The 22,651-nt window shown below is 69.9% G+C and carries 23 protein-coding genes and 1 pseudogene; 15 read left to right on the forward strand and 9 right to left on the reverse strand.

The window, feature by feature from the left end; all coding sequences use genetic code 11:
* Positions 1–91 precede the first annotated feature (91 nt).
* From BLU22_RS09850 to BLU22_RS09915, 14 genes are all read left to right on the forward strand, one after another.
* Positions 92–1,435 carry a glutamine synthetase family protein gene (locus tag BLU22_RS09850; protein ID WP_090214027.1) on the forward strand — a complete coding sequence of 448 codons (1,344 nt, stop codon included), beginning with the start codon at positions 92–94 and terminating at the stop codon, positions 1,433–1,435.
* A 207-nt stretch (positions 1,436–1,642) separates the two neighbouring features.
* The gene (locus tag BLU22_RS09855; protein WP_090214028.1) at positions 1,643–3,109 is read left to right on the forward strand and encodes a sigma-54-dependent transcriptional regulator; all 1,467 of its coding nucleotides are present in this window, start codon (positions 1,643–1,645) and stop codon (positions 3,107–3,109) included.
* Between the two features lie 50 nt (positions 3,110–3,159).
* Entirely contained in the window at positions 3,160–3,996 is an 837-nt protein-coding gene (locus BLU22_RS09860) for a P-loop NTPase (RefSeq protein WP_090214030.1), read from the forward strand.
* Positions 3,997–4,152: 156 nt separating this feature from the next.
* Positions 4,153–4,800: a cytochrome c biogenesis heme-transporting ATPase CcmA gene (gene ccmA, locus BLU22_RS09865; protein WP_090214031.1), complete on the forward strand. Its 648-nt coding sequence runs from the start codon at positions 4,153–4,155 to the stop codon at positions 4,798–4,800.
* Complete coding sequence (gene ccmB / locus BLU22_RS09870) at positions 4,793–5,464, forward strand: heme exporter protein CcmB (RefSeq protein ID WP_090214033.1); 672 nt, start codon at positions 4,793–4,795, stop codon at positions 5,462–5,464. The genes ccmA and ccmB overlap by 8 nt, the downstream gene beginning before the upstream one ends.
* A 31-nt stretch (positions 5,465–5,495) precedes the next feature.
* On the forward strand, positions 5,496–6,239 hold the full coding sequence (locus BLU22_RS09875) for a heme ABC transporter permease (RefSeq protein WP_090214034.1): 744 nt from the start codon (positions 5,496–5,498) through the stop codon (positions 6,237–6,239).
* Positions 6,236–6,412: a heme exporter protein CcmD gene (gene ccmD, locus BLU22_RS09880; protein ID WP_090214036.1), complete on the forward strand. Its 177-nt coding sequence runs from the start codon at positions 6,236–6,238 to the stop codon at positions 6,410–6,412. The genes BLU22_RS09875 and ccmD overlap by 4 nt, the downstream gene beginning before the upstream one ends.
* Positions 6,409–6,888 (forward strand): cytochrome c maturation protein CcmE, encoded by a 480-nt coding sequence (ccmE, locus tag BLU22_RS09885; protein WP_090214037.1) that lies wholly within the window; start codon positions 6,409–6,411, stop codon positions 6,886–6,888. The genes ccmD and ccmE overlap by 4 nt, the downstream gene beginning before the upstream one ends.
* On the forward strand, positions 6,885–8,858 hold the full coding sequence (locus tag BLU22_RS09890) for a heme lyase CcmF/NrfE family subunit (protein ID WP_090214039.1): 1,974 nt from the start codon (positions 6,885–6,887) through the stop codon (positions 8,856–8,858). Before ccmE ends, BLU22_RS09890 begins: the two co-directional genes overlap by 4 nt.
* Positions 8,855–9,397, forward strand: a complete 543-nt coding sequence (locus tag BLU22_RS09895) for a DsbE family thiol:disulfide interchange protein (RefSeq protein WP_090214041.1) — start codon at positions 8,855–8,857, stop codon at positions 9,395–9,397. Before BLU22_RS09890 ends, BLU22_RS09895 begins: the two co-directional genes overlap by 4 nt.
* Positions 9,394–9,903, forward strand: a complete 510-nt coding sequence (locus BLU22_RS09900; protein WP_090214042.1) for a cytochrome c-type biogenesis protein — start codon at positions 9,394–9,396, stop codon at positions 9,901–9,903. Before BLU22_RS09895 ends, BLU22_RS09900 begins: the two co-directional genes overlap by 4 nt.
* Positions 9,903–11,105, forward strand: coding sequence for a c-type cytochrome biogenesis protein CcmI (ccmI, locus tag BLU22_RS09905; protein WP_090214044.1), 1,203 nt, complete (start codon positions 9,903–9,905; stop codon positions 11,103–11,105). Before BLU22_RS09900 ends, ccmI begins: the two co-directional genes overlap by 1 nt.
* 116 nt (positions 11,106–11,221) lie before the next feature.
* Positions 11,222–11,668 (forward strand): nucleotidyltransferase substrate binding protein, encoded by a 447-nt coding sequence (locus BLU22_RS09910; protein ID WP_197676751.1) that lies wholly within the window; start codon positions 11,222–11,224, stop codon positions 11,666–11,668.
* A complete protein-coding gene (locus BLU22_RS09915) occupies positions 11,655–12,005 on the forward strand; it encodes a nucleotidyltransferase family protein (RefSeq protein WP_090214046.1) in 351 nt (116 codons plus the stop codon). The genes BLU22_RS09910 and BLU22_RS09915 overlap by 14 nt, the downstream gene beginning before the upstream one ends.
* A gap of 90 nt (positions 12,006–12,095) precedes the next feature.
* Here BLU22_RS09915 and BLU22_RS09920 read toward each other — a convergent pair whose 3' ends face one another.
* From BLU22_RS09920 to guaD, 6 genes are all read right to left on the reverse strand, one after another.
* Positions 12,096–13,004 (reverse strand): LysR family transcriptional regulator, encoded by a 909-nt coding sequence (locus BLU22_RS09920; protein WP_090214047.1) that lies wholly within the window; start codon positions 13,002–13,004, stop codon positions 12,096–12,098.
* A 151-nt stretch (positions 13,005–13,155) separates the two neighbouring features.
* Entirely contained in the window at positions 13,156–14,469 is a 1,314-nt protein-coding gene (locus BLU22_RS09925; protein WP_090214049.1) for an OprD family outer membrane porin, read from the reverse strand.
* 160 nt (positions 14,470–14,629) lie between these two features.
* On the reverse strand, positions 14,630–17,095 hold the full coding sequence (locus BLU22_RS09930; protein WP_090214050.1) for a penicillin acylase family protein: 2,466 nt from the start codon (positions 17,093–17,095) through the stop codon (positions 14,630–14,632).
* Positions 17,096–17,249: 154 nt separating this feature from the next.
* On the reverse strand, positions 17,250–17,465 hold the full coding sequence (locus BLU22_RS09935) for a hypothetical protein (RefSeq protein WP_090214052.1): 216 nt from the start codon (positions 17,463–17,465) through the stop codon (positions 17,250–17,252).
* The gene (locus BLU22_RS09940; protein ID WP_090214053.1) at positions 17,462–17,674 is read right to left on the reverse strand and encodes a DUF4177 domain-containing protein; all 213 of its coding nucleotides are present in this window, start codon (positions 17,672–17,674) and stop codon (positions 17,462–17,464) included. The genes BLU22_RS09935 and BLU22_RS09940 overlap by 4 nt, the downstream gene beginning before the upstream one ends.
* A 69-nt stretch (positions 17,675–17,743) precedes the next feature.
* Positions 17,744–19,045 (reverse strand): guanine deaminase, encoded by a 1,302-nt coding sequence (guaD, locus tag BLU22_RS09945; protein WP_090214054.1) that lies wholly within the window; start codon positions 19,043–19,045, stop codon positions 17,744–17,746.
* Between the two features lie 174 nt (positions 19,046–19,219).
* Here guaD and BLU22_RS09950 point away from each other — a divergent pair, with 174 nt between their 5' ends.
* On the forward strand, positions 19,220–19,981 hold the full coding sequence (locus tag BLU22_RS09950) for a hypothetical protein (RefSeq protein WP_157718988.1): 762 nt from the start codon (positions 19,220–19,222) through the stop codon (positions 19,979–19,981).
* On the opposite strand, the gene BLU22_RS09955 is transcribed toward BLU22_RS09950, so the two are convergent.
* The 3 genes and pseudogenes from BLU22_RS09955 to BLU22_RS09965 form a co-directional block, all read right to left on the reverse strand.
* Positions 19,982–20,833 carry an ion transporter gene (locus tag BLU22_RS09955; RefSeq protein ID WP_090214057.1) on the reverse strand — a complete coding sequence of 284 codons (852 nt, stop codon included), beginning with the start codon at positions 20,831–20,833 and terminating at the stop codon, positions 19,982–19,984.
* 34 nt (positions 20,834–20,867) lie between these two features.
* A pseudogene (gene chrA, locus BLU22_RS09960) lies at positions 20,868–22,072 on the reverse strand (chromate efflux transporter).
* A gap of 285 nt (positions 22,073–22,357) precedes the next feature.
* Positions 22,358–22,642: a hypothetical protein gene (locus BLU22_RS09965; RefSeq protein ID WP_090214060.1), complete on the reverse strand. Its 285-nt coding sequence runs from the start codon at positions 22,640–22,642 to the stop codon at positions 22,358–22,360.
* Positions 22,643–22,651: the final 9 nt, after the last annotated feature.

Here is a 22,651-nt window from a genome sequence, read left to right on the forward strand (position 1 = left end):
GAAACGGCGGGTCGGCAGTGCTCACTTTAATGCATCCGCCCCGCCGGCGACTAACCTGAGCACAGGGCGCGCAGGGGAGGAGGGGATGGCGATGCGCAGTGCGGAACAGTTGCTGGCCTTTGCCGAACGGCTGGCCAGCGTGGAGGAGGTCGAGTGCGTGACGCCGGATCTCAACGGCATCGCCCGCGGCAAGACCATGACCGCCGAGAGCTTTCTCGCCGGCCGGCGCCTGCAGATGGCGCGCGGCGTGCTGCTGCAGTGCGTGATGGGCGGCTATCCGCCGCCGCGCTTCTACGGCGGCGACGACGGCGATCTGCTGCTGTGCAGCGATCCCTGCCAGGTGCATGTGCTGCCCTGGGGCACGCCGGGGCGGGCGCTGGCGATCTGCGATGCCCTCGAACTGGACGGCCGTCCCTGCGCGCTGTCGACCCGCGGGCTGCTGCGCGGGGTGCTGGAGCAATACGCGCAGCTCGGCCTGACGCCGGTGGTGGCCACCGAGCTGGAGTTCTTCGTGTTCGCCGCCAACCCCGACCCCCATCAGCCGTTCCAGCCGCCGGTGGGCCTCGACGGGCGCCGCGAGATCGGCACCTCGGCGTTCGGCGTCGGCTCGGCCCATGGCCTGCGGCCGTTCTTCGCCGCGGTCTATCGCTGCATGGCGGCGCTGGGCCTGCCGCGCGACACCTTCATGCACGAGATGGGCATCAGCCAGTTCGAGATTAACTTTCCCCACGGCGACGCCCTGCGCCTGGCCGACCAGACCTTCCTGTTCAAGCACCTGCTGCGCGAGGTGGCCCTCGAACACGGGCTGCTCGCGGTGTGCATGGCCAAGCCGCTGGGCGGCGTGCCGGGCAGCTCGATGCACATCCACCAGAGCGTGCTGGATGCCGACGGGCGCAACATCTTCAGCGATGCCCGGGGCGCGCCGAGCGCCGCCTTCGGCCACTTCATCGCCGGCCTGCAGGCCACCCTGGCCGAGTTCACCGCGCTGCTGGCGCCCAACGTCAACGCCTACCAGCGCCTGGCGCAGCCCTGCGCCTCGCCCAACAACGCCTGCTGGGCCTACGACAATCGCGCCGCCGGGCTGCGCATCCCGGCCAGCGCGCCGGTCGACCGGCGGGTCGAGAACCGCCTGCCGGGCGCCGACGCCAATCCCTATCTGGCGCTGGCCGCCAGCCTCGGCGCCGGCCTGCACGGCCTGCTCGTCGGCCGGCCGCCCGGCCCGCCGGTGCAGGGGCAGTTCGCCGTGCCGGAAGCGCTGCGTCTGCCGACCGGAATGGGCGAGGCGCTGCACCGCCTGGCGCACAGCCAGGTGGCCGAGGCGCTGTTCGGGCGCGAGTTCATCGACGGCTACCTGGCCTGCAAGCAGCTGGAGCTGGCGGACTTCCTCGCCGAGATCACCCCCTGGGAGCGTCGCGTTCTCGCCGCTCAGGTCTGAACGCCTGTGCCCGACATAGCCCCGGCCGGCTCTGCACTGGGCATCAGCGCGGGCCGGCTTGTTGGCGCACGGCATGGCGCGACTGCGCCATAAATTTGACTGTGGCGGCGCTTTTGGGTTTACTGCGCGCACTTTCGGGCTGCGCCATTTTTGTGCGCCGGTCCTTCCGGCCTTCCGAGGCCCTCCCTTCCAGCCGAATGACTGAACATGTGGCGCGAATCCCGACTGCTACTGATAGACGACAACCCGCAACGCCGTCACGACATGACGGTGATCCTCGACTTCCTCGGTGAGGAATACACCGCCTGCGCGAGCCAGGACTGGGCCGCCGAACTGGCCGCCATCGAGTCGCCGCAGCTGGTCTGCATCCTGCTCGGTCAGGTGGACGGCCGTGGCGGCGCGCTGCGCCTGTTCAAGCAGCTCAGCGCGCAGTTCGAGCGCGTGCCGCTGCTGCTGCTCGACGACCAGGACACCGCCGCCTGGCCCGACGAGCTGCGCCGCCGGGTGCTGGCGCGCCTGGACATGCCGCCCAGCTACAACCAGCTGATCGACTCGCTGCACCGCGCGCAGGTCTACCAGCAGGTGTTCGATGCCGCCCGCGAGCGCGGCCAGCAGCGCGAGTCCAACCTGTTCCGCAGCCTGGTCGGCACCAGCCGGGCGATCCAGCAGGTGCGCCAGCTGATGCAGCAGGTCGCCGAGACCGAAGTCGGCGTGCTGCTGCTCGGCGAGGCCGGCAGCGGCAAGGAAGTGGCCGCGCGCAATCTGCACTACCATTCCTCGCGCCGCGAGCGGCCGTTCGTGCCGGTCAGCTGCACCGCCATCGAGGCCGAGCTGCTCGAAGGCGAGCTGTTCGGTTACGAGCAGGGCGCCTTCCCCGGCGCGCTGACCAGCCGCAAGGGGCGTCTGGAGCTGGCGGCCGGAGGCACGCTGTTCCTCGACGAGGTGGCGCACCTGCCGCTGGCCCTGCAGGGCCGCCTGCTGCGCGTGCTGCAGGAAGGCTGCTTCGAGCGTCAGGGCGGACAGGAAGCGCTGCCCATCGACGTGCGGGTGATCGCCGCCAGCCAGGAAGACCTGGAGTGCCTGGTCGCCGAGGGGCGCTTCCGCGACGACCTCTACTACCGCCTCAACCAGTTCTCCATCGAGCTGCCGCCGCTGCGCGAGCGGGTCGAGGACATTCCGCTGCTGATCAACGAACTGATCGCGCGGATGGAAAACGAGAAGCGCGGCTCGATCCGCTTCAGCTCGGCGGCGCTGATGTCGCTGTGCCGCCACGACTGGCGCGGCAACGTGCGCGAGCTGGCCAACCTGGTCGAGCGTCTGGCGATCATGCACCCCTACGGGGTGATAGGCGTCGGCGAGCTGCCGAAGAAGTTCCGCCACCTGGCCGACGACAGCGGCCAGGCGGTCGAGGCGCTGCGCAACGAGCTGGAGGAGCGCGCGGTGCGCCACAGCGCGCTGCCCGGCCTGGACATGCCGGCGCTGCTGCCGGTCGGCGGGCTGGACCTCAAGGACTACCTGGGCAACCTGGAGCGCTCGCTGATCCAGCAGGCCCTCGACGATGCCGGCGGAGTGGTGGCGCGCGCCGCCGAGCGCCTGCGCGTGCGCCGCACTACGCTGGTGGAGAAGATGCGCAAGTACGGCATGAGCCGTCGCGACGAAGATGGCGACGAGTGATGGCGCGCAGCGATCGTGGAATGCCCCGCAGGGCCGGTGAGGAAGACAACATGGGTGCGCCAGCTCCGGTACAGGTGATCGCCATCGCCAGCGGCAAGGGCGGTGTCGGCAAGACGCAGGCGGCGATTAACCTCGCCTGGACGCTGGCCGCGCGCGGCCGGCGGGTGATGTTGCTGGACGCCAGTTTCGCGCTGCCCGGCGTCGATGTCGCGCTCGGCCTGACCCCGCAGCTGACCTTGGTGGATGTGCTGGAAGGCCGCTGCCGGCTGGCCGAGGCGGTATTCACCGTGGCGGGCGGCTTCCAGGTGCTGGCCGGCTCGGCCGGGCGCCTGCCGGGCCAGTTGCCGGCGCTGCAGCTGGCCGGCCTGATCCAGGCGTTCAGCGAGCTGCCGGCGCCGCCGGAGGTGCTGCTGATCGACTGCGCGCCCGGCATCGGCAGCGACGTGCTGGGGCTGCTGCGCGCCTCCAGCGAGGCGCTGTTGGTGGTCAACGACGAGCCGGCGGCCGCCGCCGACGCGCTGACCCTGCTGCGCCGACTCAACCAGGACTTCGCCATGAGCCGTTTCCGCCTGCTGGCCAGCATGACCCTGTCGGCGGCCGAGGGGCGCGCCCTGCACGAGCGCCTGCTGCGCCAGAGCGAGAGCCTCGGCGGGGTGTCGCTGGACTACGTCGGGGCGATTCCACTCGACGATTCGCTGCGCCGCGCGGTACAGCGCCAGCGCACGGTATGCGAGGTGTTGCCGCGCAGCCGGGCGGCCAACGCCTACCGCGAGCTGGCCGAGAAGGTCGACGCCTGGCCGCTGCCGGCCAATCCGCGCGGGCATCTGGAATTCTTCGTCGAGCGGCTGATCTTCGCCCAGGCCGCGCCGCGCCCGGCGCGTCCCTGAGGCGCGGCGGCGCTTGCGCCGCCTCCTCCTCAAGCCGGTCATAACCTGTCGAAAATACGATCTCCGGCCCTTCGGGGGCGCATGTATAATGCCGCCCGATTCGGCCGGGATAGACCGGCTGCGCCCTGAATCGGATTGCCGACGGATAGCCATGCTGTGACCAGTCCCTTCCTCGAAGCCGTTGCGCTCGCCTGCGAGCGGGACCTGCGCGTGCTGTTCGAGCGGCTCGACTTCGCCCTGCACCCCGGGCAGATGCTGCAGATCGCCGGGCCCAACGGCAGCGGCAAGACCAGCCTGCTGCGCCTGCTGGCCGGGCTGATGCAGCCGACCGAGGGGGAAATCCGCCTGGCCGGCAGGCCCCTGGCCGAGCAGCGCGGCGAGTTGACCCGCAATCTGCTGTGGATCGGCCATGCCGCCGGCATCAAGGGCCTGCTCAGCCCCGAGGAGAACCTCGCCTGGCTGTGCGCCCTGCACACTCCCGAACCGCGCACCGCGCTCTGGACCGCGCTGGAGGCCGTCGGCCTGCGCGGTTTCGAGGACGTCCCCTGCCATACCCTGTCCGCCGGTCAGCAGCGCCGCGTGGCGCTGGCGCGCCTGTACCTGGATGCGCCGCCGCTGTGGGTGCTCGACGAGCCCTTCACCGCCCTCGACAAGCACGGCGTGGCCCAGCTCGAGGAGCATCTGGCCCGCCACTGCGAGAGCGGCGGCATGGTGGTGCTGACCACCCACCACAGCCTGACCCGCAAGCCAGCCGGCTACCGCGAGCTGGACCTCGCCCGCGCCGGGAGCCTGGCCGATGAGTAACCTGTTCACCCAGTTGCTGGCACGCGAGGCGCGCCTGCTGTGCCGCCGTCCGGCCGAGCTGCTCAATCCGCTGGTGTTCTTCGCCATCGTGGTGGCGCTGTTCCCGCTGGCCGTCGGTCCGGAGAGCAAGCTGCTGGAAACCCTGTCGCCGGGTCTGGTGTGGGTCGCCGCGCTGCTCGCCGTGCTGCTGTCGCTGGACGGCCTGTTCCGCAGCGACTTCGAGGACGGCTCGCTGGAGCAGTGGGTCCTTTCGCCGCACCCGCTGCCCCTTCTGGTGCTCTCCAAGGTACTGGCACACTGGCTGTTCTCCGGCCTGGCGCTGGTGCTGCTGGCGCCGCTGCTGGCGTTGATGCTCGGCCTGCCGGCGCGCTGCCTGCCGGTGCTGCTCGGCTCGCTGCTGCTCGGCACGCCGATCCTCAGCCTGCTCGGCGCGGTCGGCGCGGCGCTCACCGTGGGGCTCAAGCGCGGCGGCCTGCTGCTGGCGCTGCTGATCCTGCCGCTGTACATCCCGGTGCTGATCCTCGGCAGCGGCGCCCTGCAGGCGTCCCTGCAGGGTCTGCCGGCCGCCGGCCAGTTGCTCTGGCTGGCCAGCCTCACCGCCCTGACGGTGACCCTGACTCCCTTTGCCATCGCCGCCGGTCTGAAGATCAGCGTCGGCGAATGATTGAACACGCAGCAGTTTCGAGGCGGTTTGCATGAACTGGACATGGTTTCACAAGCTGGGCTCGCCCAAGTGGTTCTACGAGATCAGCGGTCGCTGGCTGCCCTGGCTGGCCGCCGCCGCGGCATTGCTGCTGACCGTCGGCACGGTCTGGGGACTGGCCTTCGCCCCGGCCGACTACCAGCAAGGCAACAGCTTCCGGATCATCTACATCCATGTGCCGGCGGCGATCCTCGCCCAGTCCTGCTACATCATGCTGGCGGTCGCCGGGGTGGTCGGCCTGGTGTGGAAGATGAAGCTGGCCGACGTCGCCCTGCAGTGCGCCGCGCCGATCGGCGCCTGGATGACCTTCGTCGCGCTGTTCACCGGCGCGGTATGGGGCAAGCCGACCTGGGGCGCCTGGTGGGTGTGGGACGCGCGACTGACCGCCATGCTGATCCTGCTGTTCCTCTACTTCGGGGTGATCGCCCTCGGCCAGTCGATCAGCAACCGCGACAGCGCCGCCAAGGCCTGCGCGGTGCTGGCCATCGTCGGGGTGATCAACATCCCGATCATCAAGTACTCGGTGGAGTGGTGGAACACCCTGCACCAGCCGGCCACCTTCAAGCTCACCGAGAAGCCGGCGATGCCGCCGGAAATGTGGGTGCCGCTGCTGATCATGGTGCTCGGTTTCTACTGTTTCTTCGCCGTCAGCCTGCTGCTGCGCATGCGCCTGGAAGTGCTCAAGCGCGAATCGCGGGCCAGCTGGGTCAAGGCCGAAGTGGAGCGCAGCCTGTGAGTTTCGAGTCCTTCAGCGATTTCCTGGCCATGGGCAAGCATGGTCTCTACGTGTGGACCGCCTTCGGCGTCAGCCTGGCGGTTCTCGCCCTGAATGTGGTGCTGCCGATCCTGGCGCGCCGGCGTTACCTGCAAGACGAGGCGCGCCGTCTGCGCCGGGAGGGCAAGCAATGAATCCGCAACGCAAGAAACGCCTGTTGATCATCCTCGGCCTGCTGGCCGGGGTCGCGGTGGCGGTGGGCCTGGCCCTCAGCGCCCTGCAGCAGAACATCAACCTGTTCTACAACCCGACGCAGATCGCTGCCGGCGAGGCGCCGCAGGATGCGCGGATCCGCGCCGGCGGGATGGTCAAGGAAGGTTCGGTCAAGCGCACCGGCGACTCGCTGGACGTCGAGTTCGTGGTCACCGACTACGCCGCCGACGTGACCATCCGCTACCGCGGCATCCTCCCCGACCTGTTCCGCGAAGGGCAGGGCATCGTCGCGCTCGGCCGGCTCAACGCCGACGGCGTGCTGGTCGCCGACGAGGTACTGGCCAAGCACGACGAGAACTACATGCCGCCGGAAGTCACCCAGGCGCTGGAGAAGAGCGGCAAGCTGCCGGGCGGCATGCCGGCCGGTGCCATGAGCGGCGCGGAGGCCAAGCAATGATCCCCGAACTCGGCCATCTGGCCATGATCCTCGCCCTGTGCCTGGCTGCGGTGCAGGCGACCCTGCCGATGATCGGCGCCTGGCGCGGCGACCGCCTGTGGATGGGCCTGGCGGCGCCTGCGGCCTGGGGGCAGTTCCTGTTCCTGCTGTTCTCCTTCGCCTGCCTGACCCACGCTTTCCTGATCGACGACTTCTCGGTGGCCTACGTGGCCAACAACTCCAACAGCGCGCTGCCCTGGTTCTACAAGTTCAGCGCGGTGTGGGGCGCCCACGAGGGCTCGCTGCTGCTGTGGGCGCTGATCCTCGCCGGCTGGACCTTCGCCGTGGCGGTGTTCTCCCGCCAGCTGCCGGAAGTGATGCTGGCCCGCGTGCTCGGCGTGATGGGCATGATCAGTGTCGGCTTCCTGCTGTTTTTGATCGTCACCTCCAACCCCTTCGAGCGCCTGCTGCCCAACGCGCCGATGGACGGCCGCGACCTCAACCCGCTGCTGCAGGACTTCGGCCTGATCGTCCACCCGCCGATGCTCTACATGGGCTACGTCGGTTTCTCGGTGGCCTTCGCCTTCGCCATCGCCGCACTGCTCGGCGGGCGCCTCGACGCCGCCTGGGCGCGCTGGTCGCGGCCCTGGACCATCGTCGCCTGGGCCTTCCTCGGCATCGGCATCGTGCTCGGCTCCTGGTGGGCCTACTACGAACTGGGCTGGGGCGGCTGGTGGTTCTGGGACCCGGTGGAGAACGCCTCGTTCATGCCCTGGCTGGTCGGCACCGCACTGATCCATTCGCTGGCGGTCACCGAGAAGCGTGGCGTGTTCAAGAGCTGGACGGTGCTGCTGGCCATCGCCGCCTTCTCCCTGAGCCTGCTCGGCACCTTCCTGGTGCGCTCGGGCGTGCTGACCTCGGTGCACGCCTTCGCCGCCGACCCCGAGCGCGGCACCTTCATCCTGATCTTCCTGCTCTGCGTGGTGGGCAGCTCGCTGACCCTGTTCGCCCTGCGTGCGCCGGTGGTCAAGAGCAAGGTCGGTTTCGCCTTGTGGTCGCGCGAGACCCTGCTGCTGGCCAACAACCTGATCCTGGTGGTGTCCTGCGCCACCATCCTGCTCGGCACCCTCTACCCGCTGGTGCTCGACGCGCTGAGCGGCGCCAAGCTGTCGGTCGGCCCGCCGTACTTCAACGCGCTGTTCCTGCCGCTGATGGCGATCCTCATGGCGGCGCTGGGCGTCGGCGTGCTGGTGCGCTGGAAGGACACCCCGCTCAAGTGGCTGTCCGGCATGCTGCTGCCGGTGCTGGTCGCCGCCGGCGCGCTCGGCCTGCTCGCCGCCTTCCTGTTCGGCGACTTCCACTGGGCGGTGCTGGCCACCTGCGTGCTGGCCGCCTGGGTGGTGCTCACCGGCCTGCGCGACCTGCTCGACAAGACCCGCCACAAGGGCCTGCTCAAGGGCATCGCCGGCCTGTCGCGCAGCTACTGGGGCATGCAGGTCGCCCACCTGGGCATCGCCGTGTGCGCCCTGGGCGTGGTGCTGTCCAGCCAGTACGCGCTGGAGCGCGACCTGCGCATGGCTCCGGGCGAGTCGGTGGAGCTGGGCGGCTACCAGTTCGTCTTCGACGGCGCCAGGCACCATGAGGGGCCCAACTACAGCTCCGACAAGGCCACCGTGCGGGTCCTCGACGACGGTCGCGAGATCGCCGTGCTGCACCCCGAGAAGCGTCTGTACACCGTGCAGCAGATGCCGATGACCGAGGCCGGCATCGATCCGGGCTTCACCCGCGACCTCTACGTGGCCCTCGGCGAGCCGCTGGAAGACGGCGCCTGGGCCGTGCGTCTGCACGTCAAGCCCTACGTGCGCTGGATCTGGCTGGGCGGCCTGCTGATGGCCTTCGGCGGCTTCCTCGCCGCCCTCGACCGTCGCTACCGGGTCAAGGTGACCGGCAAGGTCCGCGACGCCCTCGGCATGACTGGAGCGCAAGCATGAATCGACGTCTGTTGCTGTTGCTGCCGCTGGCCGGCTTCCTGGTGCTAGCCGGCTTCCTCTACAAGGGGCTGTTCCTCGACCCGCGCGACATCGGTTCGACGATGATCGGCAAGCCGCTGCCGGCGTTCTCCCTGCCGTCGCTGGAAGACCCGGCGCGCAGCCTGAGCGCCGAGGACTTCAAGGGCCGGCCGGCGCTGCTCAATGTCTGGGCCACCTGGTGCCCGACCTGCAAGGCCGAGCACGAAATGCTCAACCGTTTGGCGGCGCAGGGCGTGCTGGTCTACGGGGTCAACTACAAGGACAACGGTGACGCCGCCCGCCAGTGGCTGGACAAGCTGGGCAATCCCTACCGCGCCAACGTCGAGGACCCGCAGGGCAGCCTGGGCATCAACCTCGGCGTCTACGGCGCGCCGGAAACCTTCCTTCTCGACAAGGACGGCATCGTCCGCCACAAGCACGTCGGCGCCATCGACGAGCGCGTCTGGCGCGAGCAACTGGCGCCGCTGTACCGCGAGCTGCTCGACGAGGCCGGCCTATGAAGCGTCTGCTGAGCGCGGGCCTGCTGGGCCTGGCCCTGTCGCTGGGCGCCCAGGCGGCCGTCGACACCTACGAGTTCAAGGACGACGCCGAGCGTGCCCGCTACCGGGTGCTGATCGAGGAACTGCGCTGCCCGAAGTGCCAGAACCAGAACATCGCCGACTCCGACGCGCCGATCGCCATGGACCTGCGCCGCGAGATCTATCGCATGCTCGGCGAAGGCAAGAGCAACGAGGAGATCGTCGACTTCCTGGTCGACCGCTACGGCGACTTCGTGCGCTACAACCCGCCGGTCAACGCGCGCACCTGGCTGCTCTGGTACGGCCCCTGGCTGATGCTCGGCGGTGGCGTCGGCGTGTTGGCGCTGATCGTCCTGCGTCGCCGTCGTCCGGCCGGCGCCGAGGCGTCCGCCCTGCCGGGCGAAGGGGACGACCTCACCCGCGAGGAGCGCGAGCGCCTCGACCAACTGCTCAAGCACCCCACCGACCAAAGCAAGGCTGACCGTTGATGACCGCTTTCTGGCTTGGCGCCGGCGCGCTGCTGCTCGCCGCACTCGTTCTCCTGCTGGTTCCCGTGCTGCGTGGCCGTCGCGCCCAGGCCGAGGAAGACCGCACCGCCCTCAACGTCGCGCTCTATCAGGAGCGTATCGCCGAACTGGCCGTCCAGCACGCCGCCGGCAGCCTCGACGCCGCGCAGCTAGAAGCCGGCCGCAGCGAGGCGGCTCGCGAGCTGCTCGCCGACGCCGAACAGGCCGAGGCCGCGCCGCGCAACCTGGGCCGCGCCCTGCCGCTGGTCGCCGCCCTGCTGGTGCCGGCCGCGGCGCTGGGCCTGTACCTGCACTGGGGCGCCAGCGGCGCCCTACAGCTGAGCCAGGAGCTGGCCACCGCGCCGCAGAGCGTCGAGGAAATGACCGCGCGCCTGGAAGCCACGGTCAAGGCCCAGCCGGATGCGGCCGAGGCCTGGTACTTCCTCGGCCGCACCTACATGAACCAGCAGCGCCCGCAGGACGCCGCCAAGGCCTTCGAGCGCGCCGTCGCGCTGGCCGGGCGGCATCCGGAACTGCTCGGCCAGTGGGCGCAGGCGCAGTACTTCGCCGGCCAGCGGCAGTTCAGCGACGAGATCCGCAAGCTCGGCGAGGAGGCCCTGGCCGCCGACCCGCAGGACGTCACCACCCTCGGCCTGTTCGGCATCGCCGCCTTCGAGGAGCAGCGCTACGCCGACGCGGTGCGCTACTGGGAGCGTCTGGTCGGCCAGCTCGACGCCGCCGACCCGTCGCGCCAGGCCATCGAGGGCGGCATCGCCCGCGCCCGCGAGCAACTGGCCGCGCGCGGCGAGCTGCTGCCCGAGCCGGCGCTCGCCGCCGCGCCGGTGGAGCTGAAGGTCAGGGTCAGCCTGGCGGCGGAACTCGCCGACAAGGTGCAGCCGAGCGACAGCGTGTTCGTCTTCGCCCGCGCCGCCTCCGGCCCGCCGATGCCGCTGGCGGCCAAGCGCCTGACCGTCGCCGACCTGCCGGCCGAGGTCAGCCTGTCCGACAGCGACGCGATGATGCCGCAGCTCAAGCTGTCCAACTTCCCCGAAGTGCAGCTGGTGGCGCGCATCTCCCGCGCCGGCAGCCCCACCGACGGCGAGTGGTTCGGCGACCTGCCGCCGCTGGCCACCGGCGAGCGCGGCGTACAGACGCTGGTGATCGATACGCCGGAAGTGCAGTAGGTTCACTAGCGCGGCGATTACTCTTGGCACCGACAGACCGTTCAGCCATTGATCGGTCTGGTCGGTGTGCTAACGGGGCAAGACTTGCAGGCAGGCCTTTCTGGAGGAGTCCAGCGGTGATCTATCTGAATACCGAACACCTTGAGCGCTGTATCTGCACCTTGCGCTCCTCTCTCGATCTGTATGTCCGGGCCGAACCGGACAGCATCGAGCAGGAAGTTTTCCGCAACGCCATCGTCAAGGGCTACGAGCTGGTCCAGGAAGCGGCCTTCAAATTGTTACGCAAGGCACTGCGCGAGTTCGGTCACGGTGCCCGCAAGCTCAACGACCTGCCGATCAAGGACGTGTTGCGACTGGCCGCCAGCCATGGCCTGATGAGTATCGAGGCGGTGGAGCGCTGGTTCGCCTACCGCGACAATCGCAACAATACCGCCCACGACTACGGCGAAGGTTTCGCCAAGGAAACCCTGGTGCTGCTGCCGGCGTTCCTCGACGATGTCAGCGGACTGGCCGGAGTACTGGCAAGCCGGCTCGGCAAGGACAGCGATCATGCCCAGACTTGAGTCCGAGCGGTTGCAGCTGCTGCCCCGCCATCTGGAAATGGTGCGGCAGATCCTTGGCCGGCACGTTGCGGATGCCGAGGTCTGGGCTTACGGCAGTCGGGTGGCCGGTGACAGCTACGAAGCCAGCGATCTCGATCTGGTGCTGCGCACCCCGACGGCGCCCGAGCAGCCCGATCTACGCCTCGGCGCCCTGAGAGAAGCCTTCGTCGACAGCAACCTGCCGATCATCGTTCAGGTGGTCGACTGGGCGCGGATTCCCGAGGCTTTTCGCCGCGAGATCGAGGCAGGTTATGTGGTGGTGCAGGGAGCGATTGCCGAGACTCCGCACCGAGCCTGAGCGGACTGCCGCCGGAAATCCTGTTCTTTGGCCACCCCCGCTACACCCTGCCCGAGCCCGGCTCCGGCAGGGTGTTTTGCATCTGGCGGCTCAGCTGACCAGCGATTGCGGCTCGGCCAGGGCTTCCAGCAGTTGCTGGCGCAGCCAGCGGTGGCTGGTCTGGCGGTGGGTGCGTTCATGCCAGAGCATCTGGTAGTGCAGCTCGGGCAGGGCGAGGGGCAGCGGTTTGCTCACCAGGCCGAACTCGGCGCAGACCCGTTCGGCGATGGGCGCGGCGATGGTCAGCAGCAGGTCGCTGCCGGGCAGCATGCGCAGCGCGGTCTGGTACAGCGGTACCTCCAGGCGGATCTGTCGCTGCCGGCCGAGGCCGGCGAGTGCGGTATTGATCCGTGCGCCGCGCTCCACGCTGTTGACAACATGGGGGTGGGCCAGGTAGCCGTCCAGGTCCAGCGCGTGATCGGCCAGCGGATGGTCGGCACTCATCACGCAGACCATGTCGATGCGCGCCAGCACCCGGCAGTGCAGGTTGGCCGGCAGTTGCCCCTGGTAGCTGAGGCTCAGGTCGAGCTTGCCGGCGTTGAGGTTGTCCAGCGAATGCTGGTCGAAATGCACCAGACGCAGGTGGATGCCGGGAGCCTGGCGGTGGATGCGTTCGAGGATGCCCGACAGCGGCGCCAGCGACTCGTAGTCGACGATGGCGATGGTGAAGCTGTGGTGGCATTGCGCGGGGTCGAACTGGCTGCTGAGCAGCAGGCCTTCCAGTTCGCCGAGCAGGCGGTCGAGGCGTTCCTTGAGCTCCTCGGCCAGTGGGGTGAGGTGCAGCTGGTTTTCCACCCGTACCAGCAGCGGGTCGTCGAACAGCTGGCGCAGCTGGGCGAGGGACTTGCTCAGCGCCGACTGGGTGACGTGCAGGTGCTGGGCGGCGCGGGTGACGTTGCGCTCTTCCAGCAGGGCCTGCAGGGCGATCAGCAGGTTGAGGTTGATCTTGGCAAGGTTCATCTTCGGCTCGGTATGTCGCGATGGCGGCCGGCGAAATTCCCTGTTGCGCGATGGCTCTGCACGGTAAGACAAAATCCCGGTGACCGAGGTCACCGGGCAAAGGGTCGATGAAGTTGTCCTGTGAAGCACGGGTTGTGGGTGGCTGACCTCCTCAGAAATCGTAGGTGTAGTTGAGATACAGACGGTCGGCGTCGTAGTCCACCGGGGCGGCGGGGCCGAAGCCGGTGCTGGTGCGGCGCACGCCGTCCGGGGTGCCGGCGGTGCGGTGCTCGGTGTGCAGCCAGATCAGGTGCAGGCCCTTGAGGGCGCCGTCGAAGCGGTACTGGAACATGCTCTGCCATTCGCGGCGGGCGAAGCCGTCCATCCCGGCGGCGCCGTCGGACACCGCGTAGTGGCCGTCCCAGCGCAGCTGCGGCAGGCCGAAGGGGGCGAAGTCGAGGCCGCCGCGCAGCTTGAGCATGCGCTCGTCCTCCAGGCCGTACCAGAAGAACAGCTGGCCGCTGTTGGCCCAGGTGCCGTGGTCCTTGGCGAAGAACAGCCGGTCGAAGTCGTCGCCGCGCACCTGGTTGAGGTTCAGCCCGGCGTACCAGTTGCCGTCGCGGTAGGTGGCGCCGAGGTCGACGAAGCGCGCGTGGTGGCGGTCGCTCGCCTCGTAGAGGCCGGGCACTCCGGCGTAGTCGAACAGCTCGCCGGCGTCGCGCTGGCTGCCGTGGCTGGCATACAGCTCGACGCGGCGCTGGGCGTCGAGGGGGCTGTTGTGCTCCAGGCGCAGCAGGCGCGACTCCAGGTAGTCCTTGGCCTCGGCGTGCTCGGCGACCAGCCGGGTGTTGGGAGTGAGGGCGTAGCTGGCGCCGAGGATGCGCAGGTGGTCGATCTTCTCGCCGGCGAAGTTGGTCAGCTCGTCGCCCCAGCCGTTGTCGTTGCGCGGAGTGAACTGCTCGATCTGGCTCAGGCGCAGGTTCAGCGGGCCGCGCCGGTAGTCCAGGTCGTAGCCCAGGGTGGCCGCCGGCAGCACGCGGGTCACGCTGTCGACGTATTGCTCGAAGACGCGGGCCTTCTTGCCGGCGCCGAAGCGCAGTTCCTGCCGGTCGTCGGCGAAGCGGGTCTTGAGGTAGGCCTCCAGCGGCTTGCCCAGGCCGTGGGGGTTCTGCACGTCGCGCTGGTCGGCGACCAGGTTGCCGAGGCTGTTGGCCTTGTCGCCGATGTGCAGGTCGTTGGCCAGGCCGTAGCCGAAGTCGAAGCCGATCAGGTCGTTGAAGTAGCCGGACTTGAAGCTGAACTGGGCGCCCTGCACCCACTCGTCGCGCTGGGCGTCCGGTGCGCCGCGGGTGCCTTCGTTCCAGTAGAACTGGCTGTAGCGCAGCGAGGTCTTGCTGTCGTCGAGGAAGCCGGCGGCCTGGGCGTTGCCGGCGGCGGCCAGCAGCAGGGCGAGGGGTGTCAGGCGTAACAGGGTCTTGGCAGTCATGCTGGGTTCGCTTTTGTTGTTATTGGGCGGGGTTGCAGCACTGATCGCCGGACGGCCGGGCGCGCATCCGCGGCGTGGGCCGCGCAAGGCGTCGGGATGTCGGGCGGGAACTTCGCCGGCCCGGAGGCGGGCCGGCGAAGGCTTGCGGCGGGGCCGCGGCTCAGTAGCTCAGGCGCGTCTCGCTGACGGCGTGAGCCTTGACGTCCTCGGCGGACAGCCAGGTCGGCTTGTGGCCGAGGTCGCCGAACAGCTCAAGCTGGTCGTCGTAGTGCGGCGCGCGGCTGCCGTCGGGGGCGATGAAGCCGGACTGGCCGGGCGCGGCGACCTCGTAACCCTTGACGCCGTCTGCGGCGAACACCGTCATGTTGTTCTCGGTACCGCGGTTCATCGCCAGGTGGTTCTGCTGCTGCTCGTCGGCGCCGGCCTGGGGGATCTTCAGGAAGTTCTGCGGCGCGTAGAGGGTATGGCTGACCGGGGTGCGCCAGCGGCTGCTGTCGCTGCCCTGGGCCTTGCCCAGCTCGTCGACGGCCAGGCTCAGCGCCTGGCGCATCAGCGCGTCGACGTCCTTGCCGGCGAGCAGCGGGAAGGGCGTCGGCCGGCCGGCCTCGGCGTCGACGATGGCCTGGTGGATGACCTTGGTGGCGATCTCGATGTTCTGGCTGCCCGGGGTGCCCTTGCCCGGCTCGTAGTGGCCGGTGCGCAGGAACCAGGCGGCCTGCTGCTCGGGGAGCAGGTCGGCGAGCAGCAGCTTCTGCAGGTGGGCCAGCCAGCTGCGGAAGATCGGCGTGGCCGGCAGGTCGTAGTGGCCGTCGCGGTCGGCGTCGCGCTCCAGGTAGTCCCAGGCGCCCAGATGGCGGGCGGCCTGGACCAGGCGCGGGTCGTCGCCCTTGCGCACGGCGTCGAGCAGGCGCGGCACCAGGAAGCGCGCGTTGGGGTCCTCGAAGGAGGATTCCATCATCAGCGCCCAGGCCTCGTCCGGGGTGAAGGTCTTCTGCGCCTCGATGCGGCTGAGCATGGTCTCGACGCGGTCGGCGGCGTTCCACGAGTACCAGAACTGGTCGGGGTTGGGGAAACCCTCGGCCGGGCGATTGTTCCAGTTGGCGAGGTAGCCGGTGCTCGGGTTGTAGACCTGCGGGTTGCTGGAGAACGGCAGGAAGCCCTGCCAGTCCAGCTCGCCGCTGCCGGAGGTCGGCAGGCGGTTGTCCTGGCCCTGGGTGCGGATCGGGTAGCGCCCGCCCAGGGCGTAGCCGATGTTGCCGTTGCGGTCGGCGTAGTACCAGTTGACGTTGATCGCCGAGTGCTGCACCTGATCCATCCAGCCCTGGTGGTCGCGGGCCTTGCCGACCTTGTTCCAGGCCATCAGGGTGGCGACTTCCTGGCCTTCCCAGCCGCGGCGCTTGCTGAAGGCCAGCGCCTTGTCCGGCTGGTGGTCGATCACCGGGCCGTGGACGCTGCGGTAGACGACGATCTGGCGGTCCGCCTCGCCCTTGACGCGGACGGTCTCGGTGCGTTTTTCCAGGTTGCGCCAGGCGCCCTGGTGGCGGTACTGCTCGGGGTTGGCCGGGTTGAGGTCGAGGCGGAAGATGTCGACGTTGTCGCCGGCGCCCCAGGTGCTGCCCCAGCTGATGTCCTTGTTGTAGCCGAACTGCACCATCGGGTAGCCGAACGGGCTGTTGCCCACCGCGTCGTAGCCGGCGCCGTGCAGGCCGATGGAGTAGGTGTAGGCCGGCTGGAAGAAGCCGAACTGCGGGCCGTTGATGAGGATCGCGCGCGCCTCGCGGCTCTTCTTCGCGCCGAGCACCAGCATGTTGCTGAACGCCTTGTCCTCCAGGGCCGGCGGCGCGCTGGCCGGGTCGAGGCTGGCCAGCAGCGGCGCGGTCTGCGCATCGGCGCCGGCGACCTTGGCAGCAGCGGCCTTGGGCGGAGCCCAGGCGGCGGCGCGCTTGGCCGGATCCCACTCGCCCTTGGGCACGGTGGTCGGGCTGTTCGGGTTGTCGTTGGCCAGCAGCAGGTCGAACAGCCGGCGGCCCTGATCGGCGCCGTGTTTGGCGATCAGGCCGTCGAGCAGTTGCTGGTTCTGCAGCTCGGTGTTGTAGTCGCCGAAGCGGTTGATCATCGAGCCGATGAACACCATGGCCACGTCGAAGCCGGTCCAGGGCTCGGGTTTGAAGCCGTTGTCGAGGAACTGCTTGGGCATCAGCTTGCCCGGCTGGCGCTCGATCTCCGCGAGCCACTGGTTGATGCCCGCGGCATAGCCGTCGAGGATGTCCATGTCGGCCTTGGGCAGCGCCGCCAGCTGCTGGCGGATGGTGGCCGGCGAGTAGTTGCGGCGGATGCCGATGTCGAAGTCCAGGTAGTCCTTGCCCAGCACCTCGGCGACGCGGCCCTGGGTGCTGCGCTTGGCGATCTCCAGCTGGTACAGGCGGTCCTGGGCGATGGCGTAGCCGTAGCCGTAGAACAGGCCGTAGGTGTCGTCGGCGTAGATGTGCGGGGTGCCGTAGGCGTCGCGCTTGATGGTCAGCTCGGCGGCTTCGAGGGTGCCATGGGGCAGGGCGAGGGGCAGGGCGATGCCAAGGGCGGCGGCGGCCACGAACAGCGCGCACGGACGGCGGAGCAGAAGAGGCATGGGTGTCTCCAAAGCGATACGTTGTTGTTGTTTTTTGCTTTGGCGAAAGTATCAATTGGTCGAGGTCGGGCAGAAATGACTTTGCCGACTAGCGACTAGTCGCGGCGGGAACGCGCGTGGGGCAGCCGGCCGCGCTGCCGGCTGCCCCGCGGTGTCAGTCGTCCAGGTAGCCGCGCTGGCGCAGGCGCCGGTCGCTGGCCTGCTCGCGCAGCACCAGGCTGATGCCGAGGACGACGCCGAACAGCGCCGCGGCGGTGAGGCTCAGCTTGAGGAACAGCACGCCGTCGAAGGGGGCGAACCACAGCTGCAGCAGGGCCAGGGCGACCCAGGCGACGAAGATCGCCAGGCAGAGCAGGGCGCCGATCCTCACGCCTCGCGCTCCATGATCACCAGGTAGCTCTCGCGGCTCCAGAACAACAGCATGCGGCGGATGTCCTTCTCCATGGTGATCACCTTCCAGCCCTCGCGGGCGTTGCGGTTGAGGAAGGCGCTGAATTTTTCCGGATCGACCTTGGAGGCGCCGAGCAGCAGCGAGCCGAGCATGCCCTCCTGGTAGAGGGTGACCTTGTATTCCTTCATCGGGATTCCTTGTGGGGTGGCATGAGCAGCCGGGGGCTGCGCCGCGATCATAACGGCGCGCGGCGCCCTTCAGCCATCGCGGCGATGGCGCGACACCCCGGCGACGAAGGTCTCGCGCACCACCCGGTCGTCGCCCAGGGTCAGCAGCACCGCCAGGCGTTCGGCCAGATCCGTGCATTCCTCCAGGCGAAAGCGCAGCAGCGGCGTGGCCTGCGGGTCGAGTACCACGAAGTCGGCCTCGTGGCCGGGCGCCAGGCTGCCGATGCGGCCCTCCAGCCCCAGCGCACGGGCACCGCCCAGGGTGGCCAGGTACAGCGCCTTGAACGGGTCGAGACTGCGCCCCTGCAGCTGCTCGACCTTGTAGGCCTCGCCGAGGGTGCGCAGCAGCGAGAAGCTGGTGCCGGCGCCGATGTCGCTGCCGATGCCGACCTTGAGGCCCAGGCGCTCGGCGCGGGCGAGGTCGAACAGGCCGCTGCCGAGGAACAGGTTGGAGCTGGGGCAGAAGGCCACCGCCGCGCCGCAGCGGCTCAGGCGCCGGCAGTCGCCGTCGTCGAGATGGATGGCGTGGGCGAACAGCGCGCGCGGGCCGAGCAGGCCGTGGCGGGCGTAGACGTCCAGGTAGCTGGCGCAGTCGGGGAACAGGCTCTCGATCCAGGCGATTTCCGCGCGGTTCTCCGCCAGGTGGGTGTGCAGGCGCACCGTGGGGAATTCGTCGAGCAACTGCGCGGCGCGGCGCAGCTGGGCGCTGCTGCAGCTGCCGGCGAAGCGCGGGGTGACGGCGTAGCCGAGGCGGCCGTGGCCGTGCCAGCGCTCGATCAGCGCGCGGCTCTGTGCGTAGCCGCTGTCGGCGCTATCGCACAGCTCGGGCGGCGCGTTGCGGTCCATCAGCACCTTGCCGCAGAGCATGCGCAGGTCCAGCTCGGCGGCGACGGTGAAGAAGGCGTCCACCGATGCGGGATGCACGCTGGCGAACACCTGCGCGGTGGTAGTGCCGTTGCGCAGCAGTTCGGCGACGAAGATCCGCGCCACCCGCTCGGCGTAGGCTGAGTCGGCGAAACGTCGCTCGGCGGGGTAGGTGTAGCGCGCCAGCCAGTCGAGCAACTGCTCGCCGGCGGCACCGATCATGCCGGTCTGCGGGTAGTGGATGTGGGTGTCGACGAAGCCCGGCACGATCAGGGCGTCCGGCCAGTGCCGCAGCGGCGTGCCGGCGGGCAGACCCGGCAGCAGCTCGCCGGCCGGGCCGCAGGCGCGGATCAGGCCGTCCTCCACCAGCAGCAGGCCGTCTTCGTGATGGCGGTAGCTGGCCGCGGCACCGACCGTGGCCGGATCGTCGAGGCTGTAGAGCAGGGCGCTGCGGTAGGCGGTCGGCATGTCGGCGGATCTCCGATGGACGGTCTCCGGCAGTGTGGGCGGCGAGCGTGGCGTCCTGCAACCTGTGGACGGCGCCGCTGTCGAACCCAGTGGCGCCGATCCGCCCGCGGGCGGCGGGGAGGGCGCCACCGTTCAATGCATCGGGCAGGCCGGGCCTGCCGTGGAGGTTCGTTCATGAGGCGTCTTGCCGTGGGTGTCCTGCTGGCGCTGCTGCTGCCCCTGGCTGCCTGCTCCATCTCGGCGGGCGACCGCGACTATCGCGGCTACCGCTACGATTCCGGCCATCGGGGTCACTACCCGCCGCCGCATGAGGGCCGCTGGCGCTGGGACGACGACGTGCGCGCCTACGTCAGCCTCGGTTATCCCTCGGTCTACTACGGTCCCGACCGGCATTACCTGCGCTGGCACGACAACCGCTGGGTGCGCTCCTCGCACTGGCGCGGGCCGTGGCGTGCCGTCGATTACCGGCAGGTGCCGGCACCGCTGATCCATCGCCATCGCCCGGATGCGCGCTGGCACCACGATGGTCGCCGCGACTACCGCGAACAGTGGCGCCAGCCCCACGAGGGCAACTGGCAGCGCGACCGCCACGACGGGCACGCCGACTGGCAGCGTCGGGAGTTCGAGCGTCAGCAGCTGGAGCGCCGGCAGTTCGAGCGCCAGCGCGCCCGCGAGGAGGCGGCGCGCCGCGAGCACGAACGGCGCATGGAGTCCCTGCACGAGCGCCAGCGCTGGCAGCGCGAGCACGAGGCGCAGCAGCGTCGCTACGAAGCCCAGGAACGGCGCGCCGCCGAGCGCCGCGAGCGTCAGGAGCAGTGGCGGCAGCAGCGCCGCGAGGAAACCGCCCAGCGCCATGAGCGCCGCGAGCACCAGGAGCGCCACGCCGAGCGGCGGCAGGATTGGCGGCGCGGCGAGGGCGGGCACCGCGACGACTGACTAGTCGCCCCCGCGGCGCGGAAACAGCGGATTGCCGCAGCGGCTGCAGAAGCTGGCGCCGGCCTCGTGGCGAGGCTTGGCGCAGCTCGGGCAGTCGTGCAGCAGCGGCCCGTCGCCGCCGCCGGTACGCATCGCGCTGGCCAGCTCGGCGGTGAAGATGCCGGTGGGCACGGCGATGATCGAGTAGCCGGTGATCATGATCAGGGTGGCCAGGCCCTGGCCCAGCGGGGTCTTCGGGGTGATGTCGCCGAAGCCCACGGTGGTCAGGGTCACCACCGCCCAGTAGATGCTGGTGGGAATGCTGCTGAAGCCGTGGGCCGGGCCTTCGATCACGTACATCAGGGTGCCGAACACGGTGACCAGGGTGCTGACGGTGAGCAGGAAGACGATGATCTTCTGCCGGCTGCCGCGCAGCGCCACCAGCAGGAAGTTGGCCTGGGTCAGGTAGGGGGTCAGCTTGAGTACGCGGAACACCCGCAGCATGCGCAGCACGCGGACGATGAGCAGGTACTGGGCGTCGGCGTAGACCAGGGCGAGGATGCCCGGCAGCACCGCGAGCAGATCGATCAGTCCGTAGAAGCTGAAGGCGTAGCGCAGCGGCCTGGGCGAGCAGTACAGGCGCAGCAGGTACTCGGCGGCGAACAGCGCGGTGAAGCCCCATTCCAGCACCGTCAGCGGCACGCCGTAGAGGCGGTTGACCGCCGCGATGCTGTCGAGCATCACCACCAGCAGGCTGGCGCCGATGGCCAGCAACAGCAGCTCGTCGAAGCGCCGTCCGGCGGGGGTGTCGGTGTGGAACACGACGACGTACAGCCGTTCGCGCCAGCCGGGGGGATGCGGTGTGCTGCTCATGCGCGGCTCCTGGGGGCCTGGACTGTGCGTCGAGCTATAGCACAAGCGCGCCGCCCAGCGCGGCGAGCAGCACCACCAGCCAAGGCGGCAGCTTCCAGACGCCGAGGGCGAGGAAGGCGAGCAGCAGCAGGACGAAGTCGCCGGCGCCGCGGATGCTGCCGGTCCAGACCTGCTGGTACAGCGCGGCCAGCAGCAGGCCGACCACCGCGGCGTTGATGCCGGCCAGCGCCGCCTGCATGCGCGCGTTGCGGCGCAGCGCTTCCCAGAACGGCAGCGCGCCGCTCACCAGCAGGAACGACGGGGCGAAGATCGCCAGCAGGCACAGCAGCCCCCCGACCAGCCGCCCATGCCGCCCTCCAGCGCCGCGCCGAGGAAGGCGGCGAAGGTGAACAGCGGGCCGGGCACCGCCTGCGCCGCGCCGTAGCCGGCGAGGAAGGTATCGGCGGACAGCCAGTCCGGGACCATCTCCGCCTGCAGCAGCGGCAGCACCACATGGCCGCCGCCGAACACCAGCGCGCCGGCGCGGTAGAAGGCGTCCAGCAGCCGGACCTGCGGCCCCGTCGCCCATTCGGCGAGCAGCGGCAGGCCGAACAGCAGGGCCGCGAACAGGCCCAGGCAGACCAGCGCGCTGCGCCGGCCGATGCGGATCGGCAGCGGCGGGTGGGCGCCCTCCGCCGCGTGGCGCGGCAGCCACAGGCCACACAGCGCGGCGCCGAGGATCACCGCGATCTGCCCCGCCGGAGTCGGCCACAGCAGCGCCACGGCGCAGGCCGCGACCATCAGGGTCAGGCGCGGCGCATCCGGGCACAGGCTGCGGCCCATGCCCCAGACCGCCTGCGCCACCACGGCCACGGCGACCACCTTGAGGCCGTGCAGCAGCCCCCCCGGCAGGGCCTCGCCCCAAGCCGCCAGCCCCTGGGCGAAGAGGATCAGCGCCAGCGCCGAGGGCAGGGTGAAACCGGCCCAGGCGGCCAGCGCGCCGGCCTGCCCGGCGCGCGACAGGCCGATGGCGATACCCACCTGGCTGCTCGCCGGGCCGGGCAGGAACTGGCACAGGGCGACCAGATCGGCATAGCTGCGTTCGTCGAGCCAGCGCCGCCGTTCGACGAACTCGGCGCGGAAATAGCCCAGATGGGCCAGCGGTCCGCCGAAGGAGGTCAGGCCCAGGCGCAGGAAGACCAGAAAGATCGCCCAGACCTGGCGGGGAGTGTGAGTGGGCTCGGTGGGCGGGCTGGACATGGAGCGGCTCCTCGGCTGGACACGAACGCGGCCGCGCCGGCGGGGCGCTGCGCGGCGGCGATTCTAGGCGAATTATGTTGCAGTCCGCCCGCCATGCGCGGCGTGCCGCATGGCCCGTGCGCGAAGGCCCCGCACCGCCGTGAGTCCCGGGCGAGCGGAGCCCGCGGCGCGACCGTGCGTCTGCCCTCGTCGTGCGCCTGCCCCGGCATGGCGCCTGTGCCCGAGGTCGCTGGCACTGTGCAGGAGCGCCAGTCCCCGGGCCACAGGCCGGTGCGGCGCGCCGGTCTAGCCGAAGACGCTCCAGGTGAAGTGGTAGAAGGCGCCGATGACGCCCAGGCAGAGCAGCAGGGCGAGGATGCAGCCGATGATTTCCCCGCGCTCCTCGCGCGCGCCATTGTGGCGGGTTGCCTGCGTGCGCGGCGACCGCGCGGTATCGCGCAGCGGGCGAGCGGCATGCGGGGCCGTCGGTGCGGCAGACGGCGCGCTAGCGCCCGGCGCCGCCAGGGCTGAAGAGGGGCAGAAGCCGAGGGGGCGATCCCCTTCGAGTGTCGTGGTGTGGAGCCTGTGCATCGCAAACCT

It is taken from the genome of Pseudomonas guangdongensis (genome assembly GCF_900105885.1).
GTDB lineage: Bacteria > Pseudomonadota > Gammaproteobacteria > Pseudomonadales > Pseudomonadaceae > Geopseudomonas > Geopseudomonas guangdongensis.

What these genes read in the sequence shown, in the direction of transcription:
- BLU22_RS09850 (WP_090214027.1), top strand. Translation starts at nt 92, where the DNA reads ATGCGCAGTGCGGAACAGTTGCTGGCCTTTGCCGAACGGCTGGCCAGC.
- BLU22_RS09855 (WP_090214028.1), top strand. Translation starts at nt 1,643, where the DNA reads ATGTGGCGCGAATCCCGACTGCTACTGATAGACGACAACCCGCAACGC.
- BLU22_RS09860 (WP_090214030.1), top strand. Translation starts at nt 3,160, where the DNA reads ATGGGTGCGCCAGCTCCGGTACAGGTGATCGCCATCGCCAGCGGCAAG.
- ccmB (WP_090214033.1), top strand. Translation starts at nt 4,793, where the DNA reads ATGAGTAACCTGTTCACCCAGTTGCTGGCACGCGAGGCGCGCCTGCTG.
- BLU22_RS09875 (WP_090214034.1), top strand. Translation starts at nt 5,496, where the DNA reads ATGAACTGGACATGGTTTCACAAGCTGGGCTCGCCCAAGTGGTTCTAC.
- ccmE (WP_090214037.1), top strand. Translation starts at nt 6,409, where the DNA reads ATGAATCCGCAACGCAAGAAACGCCTGTTGATCATCCTCGGCCTGCTG.
- BLU22_RS09890 (WP_090214039.1), top strand. Translation starts at nt 6,885, where the DNA reads ATGATCCCCGAACTCGGCCATCTGGCCATGATCCTCGCCCTGTGCCTG.
- BLU22_RS09895 (WP_090214041.1), top strand. Translation starts at nt 8,855, where the DNA reads ATGAATCGACGTCTGTTGCTGTTGCTGCCGCTGGCCGGCTTCCTGGTG.
- BLU22_RS09900 (WP_090214042.1), top strand. Translation starts at nt 9,394, where the DNA reads ATGAAGCGTCTGCTGAGCGCGGGCCTGCTGGGCCTGGCCCTGTCGCTG.
- ccmI (WP_090214044.1), top strand. Translation starts at nt 9,903, where the DNA reads ATGACCGCTTTCTGGCTTGGCGCCGGCGCGCTGCTGCTCGCCGCACTC.
- BLU22_RS09915 (WP_090214046.1), top strand. Translation starts at nt 11,655, where the DNA reads ATGCCCAGACTTGAGTCCGAGCGGTTGCAGCTGCTGCCCCGCCATCTG.
- BLU22_RS09920 (WP_090214047.1), bottom strand. Translation starts at nt 13,004, where the DNA reads ATGAACCTTGCCAAGATCAACCTCAACCTGCTGATCGCCCTGCAGGCC.
- BLU22_RS09925 (WP_090214049.1), bottom strand. Translation starts at nt 14,469, where the DNA reads ATGACTGCCAAGACCCTGTTACGCCTGACACCCCTCGCCCTGCTGCTG.
- BLU22_RS09930 (WP_090214050.1), bottom strand. Translation starts at nt 17,095, where the DNA reads ATGCCTCTTCTGCTCCGCCGTCCGTGCGCGCTGTTCGTGGCCGCCGCC.
- BLU22_RS09940 (WP_090214053.1), bottom strand. Translation starts at nt 17,674, where the DNA reads ATGAAGGAATACAAGGTCACCCTCTACCAGGAGGGCATGCTCGGCTCG.
- guaD (WP_090214054.1), bottom strand. Translation starts at nt 19,045, where the DNA reads ATGCCGACCGCCTACCGCAGCGCCCTGCTCTACAGCCTCGACGATCCG.
- BLU22_RS09950 (WP_157718988.1), top strand. Translation starts at nt 19,220, where the DNA reads ATGAGGCGTCTTGCCGTGGGTGTCCTGCTGGCGCTGCTGCTGCCCCTG.
- BLU22_RS09955 (WP_090214057.1), bottom strand. Translation starts at nt 20,833, where the DNA reads ATGAGCAGCACACCGCATCCCCCCGGCTGGCGCGAACGGCTGTACGTC.
- BLU22_RS09965 (WP_090214060.1), bottom strand. Translation starts at nt 22,642, where the DNA reads ATGCACAGGCTCCACACCACGACACTCGAAGGGGATCGCCCCCTCGGC.